The sequence below is a fragment of the Streptomyces sp. NBC_01198 genome, from assembly GCF_036010485.1.
Lineage (GTDB): Bacteria > Actinomycetota > Actinomycetes > Streptomycetales > Streptomycetaceae > Actinacidiphila.
On record NZ_CP108568.1, the window covers coordinates 7433543 to 7450787 of the forward strand.

17 protein-coding genes are annotated in these 17245 nt (G+C 74.0%); 7 read left to right on the forward strand and 10 right to left on the reverse strand.

From position 1 onward, the window contains the following. The first annotated feature begins 27 nt into the window (after positions 1 to 27). Entirely contained in the window at positions 28 to 1188 is a 1161-nt protein-coding gene (locus tag OG702_RS33230; RefSeq protein WP_327292658.1) for a PP2C family protein-serine/threonine phosphatase, read from the forward strand. Positions 1189 to 1299: 111 nt separating this feature from the next. On the opposite strand, the gene OG702_RS33235 is transcribed toward OG702_RS33230, so the two are convergent. The 3 genes from OG702_RS33235 to OG702_RS33245 all read right to left on the reverse strand — a co-directional run bounded on the left by OG702_RS33235 (position 1300) and on the right by OG702_RS33245 (position 3549). Then, positions 1300 to 2121 carry a ferritin-like domain-containing protein gene (locus tag OG702_RS33235; protein WP_327292659.1) on the reverse strand — a complete coding sequence of 274 codons (822 nt, stop codon included), beginning with the start codon at positions 2119 to 2121 and terminating at the stop codon, positions 1300 to 1302. Next, positions 2118 to 2912, reverse strand: coding sequence for a ferritin-like domain-containing protein (locus tag OG702_RS33240; RefSeq protein ID WP_327292660.1), 795 nt, complete (start codon positions 2910 to 2912; stop codon positions 2118 to 2120). Before OG702_RS33240 ends, OG702_RS33235 begins: the two co-directional genes overlap by 4 nt. A 118-nt stretch (positions 2913 to 3030) precedes the next feature. Then, positions 3031 to 3549, reverse strand: a complete 519-nt coding sequence (locus tag OG702_RS33245; protein WP_327292661.1) for a methylated-DNA--[protein]-cysteine S-methyltransferase — start codon at positions 3547 to 3549, stop codon at positions 3031 to 3033. Between the two features lie 115 nt (positions 3550 to 3664). Here OG702_RS33245 and OG702_RS33250 point away from each other — a divergent pair, with 115 nt between their 5' ends. Continuing rightward, positions 3665 to 4318: a hypothetical protein gene (locus tag OG702_RS33250; RefSeq protein ID WP_327292662.1), complete on the forward strand. Its 654-nt coding sequence runs from the start codon at positions 3665 to 3667 to the stop codon at positions 4316 to 4318. 57 nt (positions 4319 to 4375) lie between these two features. Here OG702_RS33250 and OG702_RS33255 read toward each other — a convergent pair whose 3' ends face one another. Both OG702_RS33255 and OG702_RS33260 read right to left on the reverse strand, forming a co-directional pair. Continuing rightward, a complete protein-coding gene (locus tag OG702_RS33255; protein WP_327292663.1) occupies positions 4376 to 5068 on the reverse strand; it encodes a response regulator transcription factor in 693 nt (230 codons plus the stop codon). Next, positions 5065 to 6372 carry a sensor histidine kinase gene (locus tag OG702_RS33260; RefSeq protein WP_327292664.1) on the reverse strand — a complete coding sequence of 436 codons (1308 nt, stop codon included), beginning with the start codon at positions 6370 to 6372 and terminating at the stop codon, positions 5065 to 5067. Before OG702_RS33260 ends, OG702_RS33255 begins: the two co-directional genes overlap by 4 nt. A 174-nt stretch (positions 6373 to 6546) precedes the next feature. Between OG702_RS33260 and OG702_RS33265 the strand changes: the two genes are divergently transcribed. The 3 genes from OG702_RS33265 to OG702_RS33275 are packed head-to-tail and all read left to right on the forward strand — an operon-like array spanning position 6547 to position 9829. After that, on the forward strand, positions 6547 to 7467 hold the full coding sequence (locus tag OG702_RS33265; RefSeq protein WP_327292665.1) for an ABC transporter ATP-binding protein: 921 nt from the start codon (positions 6547 to 6549) through the stop codon (positions 7465 to 7467). Further along, positions 7464 to 9065, forward strand: a complete 1602-nt coding sequence (locus OG702_RS33270; protein ID WP_327292666.1) for an ABC transporter permease subunit — start codon at positions 7464 to 7466, stop codon at positions 9063 to 9065. The genes OG702_RS33265 and OG702_RS33270 overlap by 4 nt, the downstream gene beginning before the upstream one ends. Next, the gene (locus tag OG702_RS33275; RefSeq protein WP_327292667.1) at positions 9062 to 9829 is read left to right on the forward strand and encodes an ABC transporter permease; all 768 of its coding nucleotides are present in this window, start codon (positions 9062 to 9064) and stop codon (positions 9827 to 9829) included. The genes OG702_RS33270 and OG702_RS33275 overlap by 4 nt, the downstream gene beginning before the upstream one ends. Before the next feature lie 62 nt (positions 9830 to 9891). Here the strand turns inward: OG702_RS33275 and OG702_RS33280 are convergent, their stop codons facing one another. Genes OG702_RS33280 through OG702_RS33295 form a run of 4 tightly spaced genes read right to left on the reverse strand, consistent with a single transcriptional unit; the run spans position 9892 to position 14019 of the window. Then, positions 9892 to 10500 carry a GOLPH3/VPS74 family protein gene (locus tag OG702_RS33280; RefSeq protein ID WP_327292668.1) on the reverse strand — a complete coding sequence of 203 codons (609 nt, stop codon included), beginning with the start codon at positions 10498 to 10500 and terminating at the stop codon, positions 9892 to 9894. Positions 10501 to 10521: 21 nt separating this feature from the next. Beyond that, positions 10522 to 10878 carry a UBP-type zinc finger domain-containing protein gene (locus tag OG702_RS33285; RefSeq protein WP_327292669.1) on the reverse strand — a complete coding sequence of 119 codons (357 nt, stop codon included), beginning with the start codon at positions 10876 to 10878 and terminating at the stop codon, positions 10522 to 10524. Then, positions 10875 to 12323, reverse strand: a complete 1449-nt coding sequence (locus tag OG702_RS33290) for an ATP-binding protein (protein WP_327292670.1) — start codon at positions 12321 to 12323, stop codon at positions 10875 to 10877. The genes OG702_RS33285 and OG702_RS33290 overlap by 4 nt, the downstream gene beginning before the upstream one ends. A 19-nt stretch (positions 12324 to 12342) precedes the next feature. After that, a complete protein-coding gene (locus tag OG702_RS33295) occupies positions 12343 to 14019 on the reverse strand; it encodes an FAD-dependent oxidoreductase (protein ID WP_327292671.1) in 1677 nt (558 codons plus the stop codon). Positions 14020 to 14239: 220 nt separating this feature from the next. Here OG702_RS33295 and OG702_RS33300 point away from each other — a divergent pair, with 220 nt between their 5' ends. Next, on the forward strand, positions 14240 to 15208 hold the full coding sequence (locus tag OG702_RS33300) for an SDR family NAD(P)-dependent oxidoreductase (protein ID WP_327292672.1): 969 nt from the start codon (positions 14240 to 14242) through the stop codon (positions 15206 to 15208). Positions 15209 to 15492: 284 nt separating this feature from the next. Beyond that, on the forward strand, positions 15493 to 16356 hold the full coding sequence (locus OG702_RS33305) for a DMT family transporter (protein WP_327293464.1): 864 nt from the start codon (positions 15493 to 15495) through the stop codon (positions 16354 to 16356). 56 nt (positions 16357 to 16412) lie between these two features. On the opposite strand, the gene OG702_RS33310 is transcribed toward OG702_RS33305, so the two are convergent. Then, a complete protein-coding gene (locus tag OG702_RS33310; protein WP_327292673.1) occupies positions 16413 to 17051 on the reverse strand; it encodes a right-handed parallel beta-helix repeat-containing protein in 639 nt (212 codons plus the stop codon). Positions 17052 to 17245 lie beyond the last annotated feature (194 nt).

A 17245-nucleotide genomic window follows, 5' to 3' on the forward strand; every position in this document is an offset into this window, starting at 1 on the left:
TATGTCCGGTGACGGTACTTTTGTCTCATGGTGACGAGCGGCAGCACGGACGAACCGCGCCTGCCCAGGCTCGCGCGTTCACCGAAGGCCCGGCTCGCGTTCCCGCTGCTCCTGCTCGCCCTGCTGCTCGGCATCGACCTGGCCGGCGGCGCGCAGCTGCGCATCGGCGGCCTGATGGTGGCCGTGCCCGCGGTGTGCGCGTCCTTCCTCGCCCCCGGCCCGGTGGCGCTCGTCGCTTTCGCCGCCTTCCCCTGCCTGGCGCTCGCCGCCGAGGGCAACGGCCAGATGGACACCCTCAACTTCCCGGTCACCCTGGCCACCGCCGCGCTGGTCGGCGTGGCCTCCGTCATGGCGGCCAGAGTCCGCCGCCGCCGCGAACGCGAGCTCGCCCAGTCCCGCTGGGTGGCCGGAGTCACCCAGCGGGCACTGCTGCGCCCGCTCCCCGACCGGCTCGGCCGGTTCGCCATCGCCTCGACCTATATGGCCGCCGACCAGGAGGCCGCCATCGGCGGCGACCTCTACGCCACCGCCGACCTCGGCAGCGGCCGGATCAGGCTGCTGGTCGGCGACGTCCAGGGCAAGGGCCTGGCCGCCGTCGAGGTCGCCAGCATGCTGATCGCGGCCTTCCGCCGCGCCGCCCGCCACCACACCCCGCTGCGCGCCATGCCCGGCTTCCTGGACCGGAATCTCCGCGAGGACCTCACCGACCTCGCCGACGCCCCGCCGCCCCAGCCAGGCACCGACCCGGAACCCGAGGCGGCCGAGAGCCCCGACTTCCTCGAGCGCTTCGTGACCGCCGCCATGGTGGACGTCGCGGCGGACGGCGACAGCATCGAGATCGTGAACTGCGGCCACCCCGCGCCGATCCTGCTGCACCAGGACACGGTGCTCGCGTTGGAGCCCGGGCAACCCGCCATACCGCTCGGCCTGGGCGACCTCACCCCGGAGGCCCAGCACATCGACTGCTACGACCTCGCGGTCGGCGACGTCCTGCTGCTCTACACCGACGGGGTGATCGAGGCCCGCGACGACCTCGGCACCTTCTATCCGCTCGCCGAGCGGCTGGCCGGCTGGACCGGCCTGCCGCCGCACGACCTGCTCTCCGTGCTCACCGCGGACCTGCTCCAGCACGTCGGGCGGCGGCTCGGCGACGACGTGGCGATCGTCGCCGTCCAGCGGATGTCCTGAGGCCGGGCGGGTGACACCTGCCGGCCGCGGCGCGCCACCCGCTCGTCCCGCCGTGCTTGCGGAACGAGCGGGTGGCACGCAGCACGGCCGGCAGGCGCCGGTGCCGGGCGGTCAGACGGTCAGCAGGGCCGGGCTCGCCGCCTTGCTGGTGGGCAGGAAGTCGTCGGGCACCGGGTACTGCCCGAGCACGTAGTGCAGGATCGCCGCGTGCATCGCCTCGACCGGCGCGATGGTGGCGGCGGTCTGGATGCCTCCCGCACTCGTCACCGCGCCGGCGGCGAAGACGTACGTCTGCGCGGCCTGGTCCTCCAGTTGGAGCGCCAGCTTCGCGACGTCGCCGACCGAGGTGGCCTTGCCCAGCGCGGCCGTGGTGGCCGCCTGGTTGGTCAGCGGCACCCCGGTGACCGCCGGCTTGCCCGCGCCGGTCAGCACCGCGTTCCACACCTTCGCGTGGTCGGAGTGCTGCGCCATCGCGGTGGTCACGAAGGTCGCGACGGCCGGCGGGACCGTACCGAGCTTGCCCGCCTTCGCCGCCGCCAGGGTGGCCCGGTAGGCGCCCACCGCCTGGTTCTCCAGCGCGGTCGCCAGCGCGACGACCTTCAGATCACCGGTGTAGAGGCTGGACGCCGACGGCTTCGGCGCGCCCGCGCCCTTGGTACCGGACGCGGAGGTGTCCTTGTCGCTGCTGGAGCACGCGGCCAGCGCCAGAGCCGCCGCCAGGCCGCCGGCGCCGGCCAGGAAGCGCCGCCGCCCGGGATCGCGCGGCCGCTCGTGCTGCCCGGCGCCGCCGTCGCGGACCTCGGCGGCCAGATCCACCGCGCCGGCCCGCATCGCGGGCAGCGTGGAGCGGTGGGCGTCCTCCATGTCGCGGGTCAGCCGGGCCAGTTGCGCCTCGCTGATCGGCAGTTCCCAGTTGTCGTGCGCGGTCGTCACTTCACGGCCCCCTCGGAGATCGGCGAAGCGCCGGCGGTCGGGTAGAACGCGTCGGGAATGCCGACGCTGCCCGCCGCGGCGGGCAGCCTGGCGACGTCGGTCGGAATGGCGATCAGGCCGGTCATGTTCCCGGCCAGCAGTGCCTGCACGGCCAGCAGCGTGGCCCGGTGCTGCGCCTCGACCGGCGCGACCGACGCGAACAGCTTGCGCAGTTCGGCGCTGCTCACCTGCCCCACGTTCTTGGTGTAGGTCTGCGCCGCGACGTCCTCCAGGGTGATCGCGAGCTTCACCACGTCCGCCGGTGTCCTGATGGACGGCAGCGCCTGCTTGACGACCGCCGCGTACTTCGGGTCGGGGGCGTTCTGGGCGCTGCCGCCCGCCCGGGTCGCCGCCGAGTTGAACGCCGAGGCGTGTGCCTGGTGCTGGGCGGTGGTCTTGGCGATGAACGCCACGATCGTCTTGTTGCCGTTCTTGATGAACGGCAGCGCCGCCGCCGTCCGGTACACGCTGATCGCCAGGTTCTCGATCGACGCGGCGGTCTGCAGCGCCATCACGTCGTCGCTCGACGTCGCCGCGGTCGCCCGCAGCGAGCCGAACAGCGCCGCGGCGCCGGCCGCGCCGGCCACCGTGCCGCCGCGCCACCACCGCCGCCGGGCCGCCGTCTGCTCGCGGGCGACCTCGGTGAAGTCCTCCAGCGCCTCGTCGGTGATCCGCACGGCGTCGCTGTTCAGGTCCTGCGACTGCTCCGTGAGCTGTTCAAGCAACCGGGTGTCGATGCGATCCGTCGCCATCACGCCCCATCTCTCCTTCGCGCCCGCGCGGTCGCGGACGCTCCGGCCGTACTTCGTCGCCCCGCCGGAACCGGATTGGTCCTCCGTGCGGTATTCACCCGCCGGAGTGACGGCGGGGTCAGCCGAGCATCGGCTGCAGCACGCCTTCCAGGGTGAGCAGTTCGCGCTTGCGCTCCAGGCCGCCGGCGTATCCCTTGAGCGATCCGTCGGCGCCGATCACCCGGTGGCAGGGCCGCACGATCGACACCGGGTTCGCGCCGATCGCCGCGCCCAGCGCGCGGATCTCGCCACGCGGCACGTCGAGCCGGCGGGCGATCTCGCCGTAGGTCGTGGTCGTCCCGTACGGAAGGTCCTCCAGCGCGTCCCAGATCCGCTGCCGGAACTCCGAGCCGGTGCCGCTGTCGGCGAACGGGATGTCGAACCGGGTCAGTTCACCGGCGAAGTACGCGTCGAGCTGGCGGGCGATGTCGGCGAACGCGGCCGGGCGGTGCGCCCACTCGGGCCTCACCGCGGGGGCGTTCTTCTGCCCGGCCATCGTCAGCCAGGCCAGCGCGGTGCGCCCGCCCGGCGCCGCGGACTCCTCGCCGACCAGCAGGAGCGGACCGATCGGGCTGTCGATCGTGGTGTGGACGGTCACGGTGGTCCCCTTCGTTCGACGTACTCTCTCACCCTCGACTGTGCCCGCGGTTCCGGCCGTGGTGCTGGCGGAAATCGGACGCCGCGACGGGGGTCGCGGCAGTACCGTGGAGCACATGGTGACTGCGGCGCTGCGGCGCGAACTGGAGCGCCGCCGGCGGCGGTCGGACCGCGTCCTGCCAGGTGTCGTACGGCGACTGGTCGCCGGGCGCGACCCGCAGCCGTGGTGGCTGCCGCGCCGGGTCGCGACCGTCGTCGCCTTCGACCTCGACCTGGACGCGGGTGTCGCCGCGGTCCGGCTCGTCTGGCGCCCCGGCTCGGCGCGGGCCGAGCCGATCAGCGCGGTGGTCGAGCGGTCCGCCGGGAGGTGGACGGAGACGGGCGGAGGCGCTGTGGCGGACGAAGCGCTGCCCGGGCCGCGGTGCGCGGTGGGCAGCGGCGGCCAGCTCGGCGTCATCGACCTCGTGAGCAGCTGCGGCCTGCGGAGCTGGGCCCGCACGGCGGCGCGTCCCGGGCACGCGCACGAGGCGCCATGGGTCGGCACGACGGAGCTGCGAGTGGCCGCCGAGGCGGACCGTCTGGTGGTGGGCGACCGCGAGGTGGCGGTGCCGGCGCACGGGACGGTGCTGCTCGCCTGGATCTCGCCGCCCGCGGCTGCGGCGGTCCGCCCGCCGGTCGTCGCGCTGGCGTCCGACGGCGCCGAACTCTCCCGTCTGGCGCCGGGCGACGTGGTCGACTCCTACACGTGGGGGCTCCTCGCGGCGCCATGAGCGCCGGCCCCCGGGAGCGGGCCGCCGAGAGGGTCCGCCGCCGCTTCGCGGGGGCCGTCAGGCGCGCGGGCGGTGGGCGGGGGTCACCAGCCCTGTTTCGTACGCCGTCACCACCGCTTGCGTGCGGTCGCGCAGGCCCAGTTTGGCCAGGATCCTGCTCACATGTGTCTTCACCGTCTCCTCGGTGACCGTGAGGCGGACGGCCAGCTCGCCGTTGGAGAGGCCTTCGGCGACCAGCCGGAGTACCTGCGTCTCGCGCGGGGTGAGCGCCGCGAGCTCCGGGGCGGGACGCGCCCCGGCGGCGGGGCGCAGGCGGGTGAACTCGGCGATCAGCCTGCGGGTGACGCCCGGCGCGAGCAGCGCCTCGCCCGCGGCCACGACCCTGACCGCCTCGAAGAGGCGTTCCGCGGTCACGTCCTTGAGCAGGAAGCCGCTCGCCCCGGCGCACAGCGCGTCGTAGACGTAGGCGTCCAGGTCGAAGGTGGTCAGGATGAGGACGCGGGGCGGGGACTGGCCGGAACCGGCGAGCCGGCGGGTCGCTTCGATGCCGTCCATGACGGGCATCCGCACGTCCATCAGCACGACGTCGGGGGACAGTTCGCCGCACGCGGCGACCGCATCGGCCCCGTCGCAGGCGGTGCCGACGACCGTGAGGTCCGGCTGGGTGTCGAGCAGCGCCGCGAAGCCGGTCCGTACGACGTGGTGGTCGTCGGCGACGATGATCCGCACCGGCGGGGGAGCGGCCGTCACCGGGCCACCACCTCGGCGCCCGCCGGCAGCGACGCCTCGATCAGGAAGCCGCCGCCCGCCGCCCGGCCGGTGCGCAGCGTGCCGCCGACCGCCGCCGCGCGTTCGCGCATGCCGGGCAGCCCGTGCCCGCCGGTCCGCGCGGCCGGCACCGGACCGGGGCCGTTGTCGCGGACCCGCAGCCACAGGGCGTCGGCGGCGTAGTGCAGTTCGACGTCGACCGCGGCACCGCCGGCGTGCCGCCGTACGTTGGTGAGGGCCTCCTGGACGATACGGAAGGCGGCCAGCTCGACGCCCGGGTCGAGCGCGGCCGCCGGGCCCGACACGATCAGCCGCACGCCGGCGCCCGAGGCGCATCTGGCCTCGTCCAGCAGTTCGTTGAGCTGCTGGAGGCCCGGCTGGGGGCGCCGCTCCGGGGTCCGCACCTCGGCGTCCTGCCGCAGCACGTCGAGCAGGCGCCGCATCTCGGTCAGGCCGGCGCGTGCGGTGTCGCCGATCTCCGAGAGCCGCGCGGCGCCGGCGGCGGGCATGCCGGGGGTGGTCAGCCGCGCGGTCTCCGCCTGCACGGCGATCATCGAGATGTGGTGCGCGACGACATCGTGCAACTCGCGGGCGATACGCGCCCGTTCGCCGCGGGCGGTGTGCTCCCGCACGCTCCGCGCGGTGAGCTCGCGGGCCGCGCTGTGCACCCGGGCCTCGGCCCTGGCCGCCCCGGCCGCCCCCGCAAGCACCGCGGCCGGGGCGGTGGACGCGAGCAGGACGGCCAGCGCGCGCGCCTCGCCGGCCAGGTGCGGGTCGAGCAGCGCGACGGCGGTGAACGGAACGGCCAGCACGAGGCCTTGCAGCGTACTGGTGCGGCGGACCCCACGGGTCGGGCGGCCGGCATCCGGCCCTTCCGGGTGGGCGCCGCTCGCGGCGGGTTGCCGCAGGCCGCGCCGTCGCGGCCGGTCGTGGTCCTCCCCGCGCGGCGCGCCGTCGGCAGGTGCGGCCGCCGTCAGATGGCGGAGGCTCAGCAGCAGCGCCAGGGCGCCGGCCGCGGTCAGCGTCCGGAAGGCGACGAGGGAGAGGACGGCCCCTGAGGAGACGGCCAGCGCCGCGGCGGGAGCGCTGAGGAAGGCCGGGGGGACGGTCGTGGCCAGGGCCAGGACGGCGACGGCCAGCAGCCCGGTCGTGAAGGACCTGCCGTACCCGCCGGTGAGGGCGGCCCGCAGCGCCGCCTCGGCGACCGCTGCCGCGGCGAGCAACGCGGCGGTCACCGCGGGAGCGTGCGGGGACGCCGCGGCCTCCCGCGCTCGCCCGCTGTTCATCAGCCTCACTCCTGCATTGTGTCCAACCCCGCCGGCCACCGCGTCCTCCTGGCCAGGGACATCGCCGTACATCTCAGGGGGGACACCCGGCTGCGGCGTCCCCCGTGGTGGTGACGGGAAGGACCGCTCCACGGCGGGACGATCCGGCGCGCCCGGCTCCCTAGCCTTCACCGCATGGAAGCAACCATCGAAGTGTCCGGTCTGCGCAAGCGGTTCGGCGCCACGGCGGCACTGGACGGGATGACCTTCACGGTCACGCCCGGGCGGGTCACCGGGTTCGTCGGGCCGAACGGCGCGGGCAAGTCCACCACGATGCGGGTGATACTCGGCCTCGACGCGGCCGACTCGGGCACCGCCCTGATCGGCGGCCTGCGCTACCGGGCGCTGCGCAATCCGCTCAGCCACGTCGGCTCGCTGCTGGACGCCGGGGCGCTGCAGCCGAGCCGCAGCGCCCGCGGCCACCTGCTGTGGCTGGCGCACTCGCAGGGACTGCCCGCCCGCCGGGTCGACGAGGTCGTCGCGTACGCGGGCCTGGGGTCCGCCGCCCGGCGCAAGGCGGGCGGCTTCTCGCTCGGCATGCGCCAGCGGCTCGGTATCGCCGCCGCGCTGCTCGGCGACCCGCCCGTGCTGATCATGGACGAGCCCTTCAACGGCATGGACCCCGAGGGCATCGTCTGGATGCGCGGGCTGCTGCGCTCGCTGGCCGCCGAGGGCCGGGCGGTGCTGGTCTCCAGCCACCTGATGAGCGAACTCCAGGACACCGCCCAGCACCTGCTGGTCGTCGGCCGGGGCAAGGTCATCGCCGACACCAGCGTCGCCGACCTGATCGCGGCGGCCTCCGGCGATCGGATCACGCTGCGCACCACCGCCCGCGCCCAGGCGATGACGGTGCTCGCGCAGGCCGGCGCCGTCGTCGCCGCCACCGGCCCGGAGACCCTCACCGTGTCGGGGATCGCGGCGCAGCGCGTCGCGGCCCTGCTCGGCCGCGCCGAGGTGCCCTTCTCCGAGATCGGCGCGCACCGGGCCACGTTGGAGGAGGCGTACATGGAACTGACCCGTGACGCCGTCGAGTTCCCGTCGGGGGGAGTCCGATGACCGCCACGACGACCGCCGTTCCGTACCGCTCCGCACAGCCGGTGGGGCGCGACAGCTTCGTGCGGCAGCTGCACGGGGAGTGGACCAAATTCCGGACCGTACGCGGCTGGGTGGTCGGCATGCTGGTGGCCGGCCTGGTCACCGTCGCGGTCGGGCTGCTGGGCGCGGCCGGCAACAGCATGGTCTGCGGCGGCGGCGGTGGTTGCCACCGGGCCCCGCTGACCGGACCCGGCGGCGAGGAGGTCCACGACGCCATGACGCTGGTGCACCGGCCGCTGACCGGGGACGGCAGCATCACCGTGCGGATCACCTCGCTGACCGGCCTGTACCCGCCCGACGGCCGGCTGCCGGCGGGCGGCGGCAGCCCTGCCGCCGGCCTGCTCCCCGGTGTGCAGCCGTGGGCTAAGGCCGGCGTCATCGTCAAGGACGGCACCAGGCAGGGCTCCGCGTACGCCGCGGTCGCGCTCACCGGCGCCCACGGCGTACGGATGCAGTACGACTACACCCACGACCTGGCCGGTCCGCCCGCCCCCGCCCCCCCCTCCGTGCCGCGCTGGCTGCGGCTGACCCGGGCGGGCGACACCCTCACCGGCTACGACTCGGCCGACGGCACGCACTGGAAGGCCATCGGCACCGCCCACCTCGCGGGCCTGCCCGCCACCGTCCAGGCCGGGCTGTTCGCCACCTCGCCCGAATACACCGTCACCAGCAACTCGCTCGGCGGGTCGAGTTCGAGCGGCGGGCCCTCCAGGGCGACAGCCGCCTTCGACTCGGTGGCGCTGCGGGGCACGGCGGGCGGCGGCTGGACCGAGGACGTCGTCGGCGGCACGGACCGGGGGCCCGGCGCGGGCGGCCTCCCCGACCTCGGGTACCGGCAGTCCGGCGGCACCTTCACGCTGACCGGCAGCGGCGACGTCGCGCCGGACGTGCCAGGGCGCGGCTCGCCCGCCAAGACCGTCGAGAGCACGCTCATCGGCACCTTCGCCGGGCTGGTGGTGGTGACCGTGGTGGCCACGATGTTCGTCACCGCGGAATACCGCCGCGGCCTGATCCGCACCACGCTCACCGCGAGTCCCCGGCGCGGGCGGGTGCTGGCCGCCAAGGCGACGGTGATCGGCGCGGTCGCCTTCGTCACCGGGCTGGCGGCCGCCGCGATCGCCGTGCCGCTGGTCGAGGCGGTCCAGAAGAGCAAGCAGTTCCCGCTCTACCGCACGCCGTTCGCGACCGACCTGCGGCTGGTCGTCGGGACCGGGGCGCTCTTCGCCGTCACCGCGGTCCTCGCGCTGGCGCTCGGCGCCGTGCTGCGGCGCAGCGCCGGCGCGGTGGCCGCGGTCGTCGTCGCGATCGTGCTGCCGTACATCCTCGCGGTGGCCGCGGTGATGCCCGCCGGGCCGTCCCGCTGGCTGACCCGGCTGACCCCGGCGGCGGCCTTCGCCGTACAGCAGAGCGTCCATCAGTACGCGCAGGTCGCCGCGGACTACACGCCGGCGGACGGCTACTTCCCGCTACCGCCGTGGGGCGGGCTCGGGGTGCTGTGCGGTTACGCGGCCGCGGTGGTCGCCGCTGCGGCGGTACTGCTGCGCAGGAGGGACGCGTGAGCGGGCTGCGGCAGGCGGTGCACGCCGAGTGGACCAAGGTCCGCACCCTGCCCGGCCTGCTGTGGCTCCTGGCCGCGGTCGCCGTGCTCACCGCGGCGGTGAGCGCGGCGACGGCCGCCGCCGTCCACTGCCCGGCCGCCGGGTGCTCGCAGGACCCCGGGAGGCTCAGCCTGACCGGCGTGCAGTTCGGGCAGGCCGGGGTGGCGGTGCTCGCGGCGCTGCTGATCAGCGGGGAGTACGGCACTGGCATGATCCGCACCACGCTCGCCGCGGTACCGCACAGGACCATCGTCCTGGCGGCTAAGGTCGCGGTCCTGACCGGCCTGGTGCTGGCCGCCGGCGTGCTCGCCGTGGGCGGCTCGGTGCTGGCCGGGCGGCTGATCCTGCCAGGGAACGGCTTCACGGGCTTCTCGCCCGCGCACGGGCCGGCGCTCAGGGCCGCTGCCGGCTCGGTGGTCTACCTGGTGCTGGTCGCGCTGCTCAGCCTCGGTGTGGCCACCGCGGTGCGGGATTCCGCGGCGGCGATCGGGGCGGTGCTCGGGCTGCTCTACCTCTTCCCGATCCTCGCGTCGGTCGTGGCCGATCCGGACTGGTACCGGCACCTGCAGCAGATCGGACCCATGACGGCGGGACTCGCGGTCCAGGCCACGCTCCCGGGTTCCGATGCGCCGATCGGGCCGTACGGGGGGCTGGGCGTCCTCACCGCGTGGGCCGCGGGCGGCCTGCTGGCGGGCCTGGCGGTTCTCCACCGGCGGGACGCTTGAGCGCGTCCGGGGGAGCCGCGCACGCAGCACCCCCGGGGTCTCCCTCGGGGAAGGGGAGCGGGTCAGAAGCCGCGGCGGACGTACGTCTGGCGGGCCTCGTCGAGGCGGCGCGCGCGGCGGTGGCGCTCAGCGGTGAGCTCCTCGACCGCGTGGCGCACGGCGGTGAGGATCGTGCTGACCGGGCCGGCGGGCGGCTCGGGGACGGGGGGCGGCCCCGAGATGCCGATGACGGCCGCCAGCGCGAGCAGCACCGGCTCGTCGGCCGCCCAGCGGTGCGCCGCCCGCCGCCGCCCGGGGGAGTCGGCGAGCACCATCCGGCTGGTGCGCAGGACCAGGAAGCGGCGCCGTTCCTCCCGGCCGAGCAGCCCGTCCGCTTCGAGCGCGGCGAGATACGCGTCGGACAGCCCGCGCCCCCGGCGCCACAGCCAGTCCTCGACGGTCTCGCCGTCCGCCACCGGGGCGACCGCGGCCAAGGCCAGGTCGAGCTGCGGGTCGGCGCTGGCCGTCCGGCCGGTGGGCAGCACGAACTCGCCGTCGAGCGTGACGACGCCGGGGCCGAGCAGATCGATCAGCTCGGCCCCGGCCAGCGCCAGGGACAGGTCGCCGCGTTCCAGCGGCCGGGTCGAGGGCATGTCCATGGCCACGAAAAGCAGATCTCGTGCGGTGGTCATCCGGGAGCGCTCCAGACAGCGTCAGTGCAGCTGGGAGCGCCAGTCGCCGGGCACCCGGTCGGCGGGGCCCGGGGTGGACTGCGACGTCGGGTGGCAGATCGGCGGCGCCAGATCCGGGCCGTCCTCGACGTAGCTGTTGGAGGCGTAGTTCCAGAACCACTCCTCGCCCGGCTCGTACGACCTGATCACCGGGTGGCCGCTGGCCGAGGCGTGCGCGGAGGCGTGCTGCGAGGGGGAGCTGTCACAGCAGCCGATGTGCCCGCAGGTCGCGCACCTGCGCAGGTGCAGCCACCAGCCGCCGGCCTTGTCGCAGTCCACGCAGCCGTCGCCGCTCGGCGGCACGGACGGGTCGATCCCAGGGGTTTCAGCGGTGCTCATTCGGTGGCCTCCTCGGCGTCGGGGGTGCTGGCGGCGATCGGCAGTCTGACCCGGAAACGGGTGGTGCCCGGCTGCGACTCGACCTCCAGGTCGCCGTGGTGCTTGTTGACCACGATCCGCCAGGAGATGTCGAGCCCGAGGCCGGTGCCCTGCCCCACCGGCTTGGTGGTGAAGAACGGCTCGAAGATCCGCTGCCGGATCTCCTCCGGGACCCCGGGACCGGTGTCCTCGAAGTCCACCACCAGCCTGCCGTGCTCCCGCGAGGTGCGCACGGTGAGTGTGCCCGTCCCGTCCATCGCCGACACCGCGTTGTCGATCAGATTCGTCCACACCTGGTTCAGCTCGCCCGGGAAGGCCGGGACGCGCGGCAGCGTGTGGTCGAACTCCCGGACCACCCTGATCTCCGGGCCGATCTTCGCGCCCAGCATCTGCAGCGTGCTCTCCAGCAGCTCGTGGATGTCGACCACCTGGTAGGGGGCGCGGTCCAGCTGCGAATACTGCCGGGCGGCGTTGACCAGACCGGACACCCGGGAGGTGGAGTCCTCGATCTCGTTCATCAGCAGCTCGGTCTCGACGGTGTAGTTCAGCCACCGCACGGCGCTCTCCAGCAGCTCGCCGTCCACCGCGGCCGCGACCTGGTCCAGCCACTCCTGGTCAAGGCCGGCCTGGACGAAGACCGGCGCGAGGTCCCAGCCGCCGGTGATGCCGTGGTCGTCGAGCCAGTCGCCGACCGCGTCCTCCTGGTCGGCGGTCTCCATCGGGCTCAGCGCCTGCGCCTTGGCGATCCGCTCGACGGCCCGCTCCTGCACCCCGATCAGGGTGTCGAGGTCGGACTGCCGGTAGGGGCCGGCGGTGAGGATCTTGAGCTTGTGGCGCATGCCGGCGACCCGGTCGCGCAGCGCCGAGGTGGCCCGCAGCGCCGCGGCGGCCGGGTTGTTCAACTCGTGGGTCAGACCCGCCGACAGCGAACCCAGCGCCAGCAGCCGCTCACGCTGGCTGACCACCTGCTGGAAGGTCTTGTTGCCGAAGAAGAGCCCTTCCAGCAGGTGCACGGCCATCGGGAACCAGTCCCGCATGATCTGCGCGAAGTCGTCGGCGGACAGCACGAAGAACCGGGACGGCTCGGTGACCCGCAGCGAGTTGGTGTAGAGCTGCGGGACCCGGTCGCCCAGATAGGCCTGGAAGGCCCCGGCGTACACGCCCCGCATCGAGGTGCGGTTGACCTCGATGTCGTCGTTGCCGACCCGCCGCGAGGTGACCACGGTGCCGTCGAGCAGCACGTAGAAGCAGCTCGCGGGGTCGCCCTCGGCGTAGACCTGGCCGGGCTCCGCGCTCTCCACCCGGCCGGCGCTGCACAGCCGGCCCAGCTGCTCGGGTGTCAGGTGCTCGAACAGGAACAGCGACCGCAGTTCCTCCGGGTCGCACGGCTTCGTACAGCTGTTCACGGTCCCTCCAGACTGACGCTCACAGCCCCTCCAGATAGCGGTGGACGAGCATGACGGCCATCGCGCCCTCACCGACCGCGGACGCGACCCGCTTGGCGGACTCCGCCCGGACGTCGCCGGCCGCGAAGACCCCGGGCACGCTGGTCTCCAGGTGGTACGGCGGCCGGTCCGGCTCCCAGCCGGGCGGGCGCTCGCCCTCGGCCGCCAGATCAGGGCCGGTCAGCAGGAAACCGTGCGCGTCCCTGCTCAGCACGCCCTGCAGCCAGTCGGTGCGCGGTGCGGCCCCGATGAAGACGAACAACCGCTGGGCGTCGACCATTTCCGTGCCGCCGCCGGCGCTGTCCCGCAGGGTCAGGCCCTCCAGGTGGTCCTCGCCGTGGGCGGCGGCGACCACCGTGCCGGTACGGACGCTGATGGTGGGTATCGCCGAGATCTGCTGGATCAGGTAGTGCGACATGGACGCCTCCAGCGACGGCCCGCGCACCAGCAGCGTCACCGACTTGGCACCCCGCGACAGGTAGACCGCGGCCTGGCCGGCCGAGTTAGCGCCGCCCACGATGTAGACGTCCTGCCCCTCGCAGCCCGCGGCCTCGGTCAGCGCCGACCCGTAGTAGACACCGCGGCCGGTCAGCTCCGCCAGCCCCGGCACGTCGAGCAGCCGGTAGGCCACCCCGGTGGTGAGGATGATGCTCTGGGCCGAGACCGAGCTGCCGTCGGCGAAGCGCACGGTCCGGGTCGGGCCGCTCACCTCCAGGCCGGTGACCTCGCACGCGCTGAGCAGCTCGGCGCCGAACCGGGTCGCCTGGCGGCGTGCGCGGTCGGTGAGCTGGGCGCCGGAGACACCGTCGGGGAAGCCCAGGTAGTTCTCGATCCTGGCGCTCTGCCCGGCCTGGCCGCCGGTCGCGGTGCGCTCGATCAGGACGGTCTTCAGGCCCTCGGAGGCACCGTAGACCGCCGCACCGAGGCCCGCCGGTCCGGCGCCGATCACCACCAGGTCGTAGAACTCCTCCGCCGGCGTGGTCGCCAGCCCCACCTGCGCGGCCAGATCCTGGTCCGACGGCTCGATCAGCACCTCGCCGCCGGGCGCGATCACCAGCGGCAGCCGCAATCCGTCGTGGCCGGCCGCGTCCAGCAGCCGCCGTCCCTCGGACTGGTCGGACAGATACCAGCGGTAGGGGATCTGGTTGCGCGCGAGGAACTCCCTGACCCCGGACGACCGCGCCGACCAGCGGTGGCCGACGACCTTGGTCTCCGGGACCGGCCGGTGGTCGGAGGCCAGCCAGCTCTCCAGCAGCTCGTCGACCACCGGGTAGAGCTTCTCCTCCGGCGGGTCCCACGGCTTGAGCAGGTAGTGGTCCAGGTCCACGACGTTGATCGCGTCGATCGCGGCGCCGGTGTCGGCGTAGGCGGTGAGCAGGATCCGCCGGGCGCCGGGGTAGACGTCCATGCCCTGCTCGAGGAATTCGATGCCGTTCATCTGCGGCATGCGGTAGTCCGCCAGGATCACCGCGACCAGGTCGCCGCGCAGCTTCATCTGCCGCAGTGCGTCCAGGGCCGAGTCGCCGGACTCGGCCCGCACCACCCGGTAGCGCTCGCCGTACCGCCGCCGCAGGTCGCGGGCGACCGCGCGGGAGACTCCCGGGTCGTCGTCGACGGTGAGGAGTACGGCTCGGCGTGCGCTGTCCGGTGCTGTCATGGGCATCCCCGTCCCGATCCGCTTCCTGCGCGTTTCGCTACAGGTCCGCCGTTCAGCCTAGTGGCCTGATGCGGGACCCGCAGCGCGCAGCGCCCGCCGCGGCCGGGGTGATCATGACCACCGCCGGCCGTCCGCGCTGCCTGACCCCGCATCCGGGGCCGTACGGACGATCCCGCGGCCACTTGCCTTGAAGCGCACTTCAGCTCCTAGCCTCGACGCCATGACTACGCCACAGACGCCACAGAGACCGATCGGCTCCGGCTTCGGTGCCAAGAGCACCGCCGACGACGTGCTGCGCGGCATCGACCTGACCGGAAAGCTCGCGCTCGTCACGGGTGGCTACTCCGGCATAGGTCTTGAGGCCACCCGGGCTCTGGCCAAGGCAGGCGCCCACGTCGTGGTGCCGGCCCGTCGCCCGGAGACCGCCACCGAGGCGCTGGCGGGTATCGAGGGCGTGGAGGTGGACCGGCTCGACCTGGCCGACCTCGACAGCGTCCGCGACTTCGCCGACCGCTTCCTCGCCACCGGCCGCGGCATCGACATCGTGATCAACAGCGCCGCGGTCATGGCCTGCCCGGAGACCCGGGTCGGTCCGGGCTGGGAAGCCCAGTTCGCCACCAACCACCTGGGCCACTACGCCCTGGTCAACCGGCTCTGGCCGGCGATCAAGCCGGGCGCGCGGGTGGTGGCGGTCTCCTCCGGCGGCCACCACAACTCGCCGATCCGCTGGGACGACATCCACTTCGGCCACGGCTATGACAAGTTGGAGGCCTACGGCCAGGCCAAGACCGCCAACGTGCTCTTCGCCCGGCAGCTCGACACGCTCGGCCGCGGCCGGGGTGTCCGCGCCTTCTCGCTGCACCCGGGCAGCATCCTCACCCCGCTGCAGCGGCACCTGCCCAAGGCCGAGATGGTGGAGCGCGGCTGGATCGACGAGGACGGCAGGCCGCTGAACCCGCCCGGCTTCAAGTCCACCCAGGAGGGCGCGGCGACCCAGGTCTGGGCGGCGACCTCGCCCGCGCTCGACGGGCTGGGCGGGGTGTACCTGGAGGACTGCGAGGTCGCCGAGCCCGCACCGGCCAACGCCGCTCGCCGCGGCGTGCGCGACTACGCGATCGACCCTGACCAGGCTGCCCGGCTCTGGGCGCTGTCGGCCGAGCTCACCGGCGTCGACGCCTTCGCGGCCTGAGGCACCGGGTGGGCCCCGGGCCGCACCGGAACCGTCCGCACCTGTCCTGGACCGTCCGCACCTGTCCTGGACCGTCCGCACCGGCCCGGAACCGTCCGCCCCGGGGCTCAGGCCCGGGGCGCTGGCGCGATCGGGTGAAGGGCGCGCCAGTCGGCCCGGCCGGTGGCCGGTGCGGTGGCCCGCACGACGGATGCTGGGGCGGACAGCCGTCCGCGCCCGGCCGCGGACCCTCTTCCGCCCGATCCGTGCCGCGCACCGGGCCATGACGCCACCGGAGGCCGACCCTGCTGGTGCTCTGCGTGATCTTCGCGCTCCTCGGGGCCGCGAGCAACGCCGCCGGGACGGTGCTGCAGCGCAAGGCCGCGCTGTCGGTGCCGGCCCAGGACGCGCTCAAGCCGCGGCTGATGGTGGACATGGTCAGGCAGCCGGTATGGCTGCTGGGCATCTGCGGAGTGGTCGGGGCGGCGCTCTTCCAGGCACTCGCGCTGGTGGAGGGGCCGCTGGCGCTGGCGCAGCCGGTCTTCATCCTCGAACTGCCCTTCGCGCTGCTGATCGCCATCCCGGTACTGCACCGCACCCTGCCCGCGTCGGGCTGGATCTCGGTCGGCTGCATGGTCGCGGGTCTGGTGGTGGCGCTGGCCAGTGCCGCGCCGGACGGGGGGACGGACCAGGCGCCGATGACCCGCTGGATTCCCGCGGTGGCGCTGTGCGCGGGGGGCACCGTCTTCACGGTCGCCGCGGCCAGGCACCGCCCGTCGGGTGCCACCCGGGCGGCACTGCTCGGCACCGGGGCCGCGATCTCCAACGCGCTGACCGCCGCCCTGATCAAGTCGGCCGCCAACACCTTCTCCGCCAGCGGCTTCGACGCCTTCCTGACCGCCTGGCAGACCTACGGCTTCGCCGTGTGCGGGGTGACGGCGGTCTTCCTGCTGGAGAACGCGCTGCAGGCCGGTTCCATCGCGGCCTCCCAGCCCGCCCTGACCCTCGGTGACGCGACCGTCAGCCTGCTGCTCGGGGTGCTGGTCTACTCCGAGCACATCCGCGTCGGCTGGTGGATCGTGCCGGAGCTGGCCGGGATCGCGCTGATCATCGCCGGCACCGTGCACCTGTCCCGGGCGGTGCCGCTGATCGCCGAGCTGGGCACCTGAGCGGACGGCCGGCGCCCCCGTGGGGGTGGGGCGCCGGCCGCCGGTGCGAGGGGCGGTCAGGGTGTGGCGACGGTGATGTTCGTCAGGCCCTTCCCGCCGGTCGAGGTGTTGGAGGCGTGGACGACGTTGGGGCTGCTGCCGCCGCACTTGCTCTTGCTGTTGTTGGTGACGTTGATGCCGTAGCCGTCCGAGGCGGTGACGGTGAACTTGTTGCCGGAGAAGGTGTTGCCGCAGCCGTAGGGGGACTGGGCGGTGTGCGTCTGGAAGCCGTCCAGGTAGGGGTCGGTCACGGTGTTGCCGTCGATCCGGTAGCCGTCGCCCTTGGCGTCGATGGCGGAATCCGCGGAGTTCTGGTTCTGCTCTCCGCTGCCGTTGAAGGTGTTGCCCGAGACGACGCCGTAGTCCGGCTGGTTCTGGCCGGCGTCGTGCACGAAGGAGTTCCTGATCACCCCGTCGGCGCTGCCCTTGCGGAAGTGCACCCCCTCGTCGCCGATGTTGCGGACCTCGACGCCGTCCACCGTGACGTGCGGTGAGGCGTCGAGGACGATGCCCTTGGCGGCGGTGTCCACAGTGAAGCCGGTCAGGTGCCAGTACGGCGCCCCGTTCAGCCACAGGCCGTACCCGACCCCGCCGGTCGGGCAGGCGACGGGCCGGGCGACTTTCCGGAGAACCGCCAGGAGATCGTCGTCCGTCATCTCGTCCCCGTCCTCGGACCGGAGCCGCGTGGTCCAGCGACTGGCAAGCTCTTCCAATTCGGCGAGGCTCGCGTCGGCCAGCGCACGAGTCAGCCGCTTCGGCAGAGCGAGCACCTCAACGCCATCGTTCAAGGGAGGAACGACCCACTCAGGCCAAGGCCGCCACGCATACAGCCGCTCAGATGACGGGGCCT

Excerpts from the sequence above, each read along its gene's own strand:
- OG702_RS33310 (WP_327292673.1), bottom strand. The coding sequence starts at position 17,051 with ATGACGGACGACGATCTCCTGGCGGTTCTCCGGAAAGTCGCCCGGCCC.
- OG702_RS33270 (WP_327292666.1), top strand. The coding sequence starts at position 7,464 with ATGACCGCCACGACGACCGCCGTTCCGTACCGCTCCGCACAGCCGGTG.
- OG702_RS33300 (WP_327292672.1), top strand. The coding sequence starts at position 14,240 with ATGACTACGCCACAGACGCCACAGAGACCGATCGGCTCCGGCTTCGGT.
- OG702_RS33250 (WP_327292662.1), top strand. The coding sequence starts at position 3,665 with ATGGTGACTGCGGCGCTGCGGCGCGAACTGGAGCGCCGCCGGCGGCGG.
- OG702_RS33295 (WP_327292671.1), bottom strand. The coding sequence starts at position 14,019 with ATGACAGCACCGGACAGCGCACGCCGAGCCGTACTCCTCACCGTCGAC.
- OG702_RS33280 (WP_327292668.1), bottom strand. The coding sequence starts at position 10,500 with ATGACCACCGCACGAGATCTGCTTTTCGTGGCCATGGACATGCCCTCG.
- OG702_RS33230 (WP_327292658.1), top strand. The coding sequence starts at position 28 with ATGGTGACGAGCGGCAGCACGGACGAACCGCGCCTGCCCAGGCTCGCG.
- OG702_RS33240 (WP_327292660.1), bottom strand. The coding sequence starts at position 2,912 with ATGGCGACGGATCGCATCGACACCCGGTTGCTTGAACAGCTCACGGAG.
- OG702_RS33285 (WP_327292669.1), bottom strand. The coding sequence starts at position 10,878 with ATGAGCACCGCTGAAACCCCTGGGATCGACCCGTCCGTGCCGCCGAGC.
- OG702_RS33265 (WP_327292665.1), top strand. The coding sequence starts at position 6,547 with ATGGAAGCAACCATCGAAGTGTCCGGTCTGCGCAAGCGGTTCGGCGCC.
- OG702_RS33260 (WP_327292664.1), bottom strand. The coding sequence starts at position 6,372 with ATGAACAGCGGGCGAGCGCGGGAGGCCGCGGCGTCCCCGCACGCTCCC.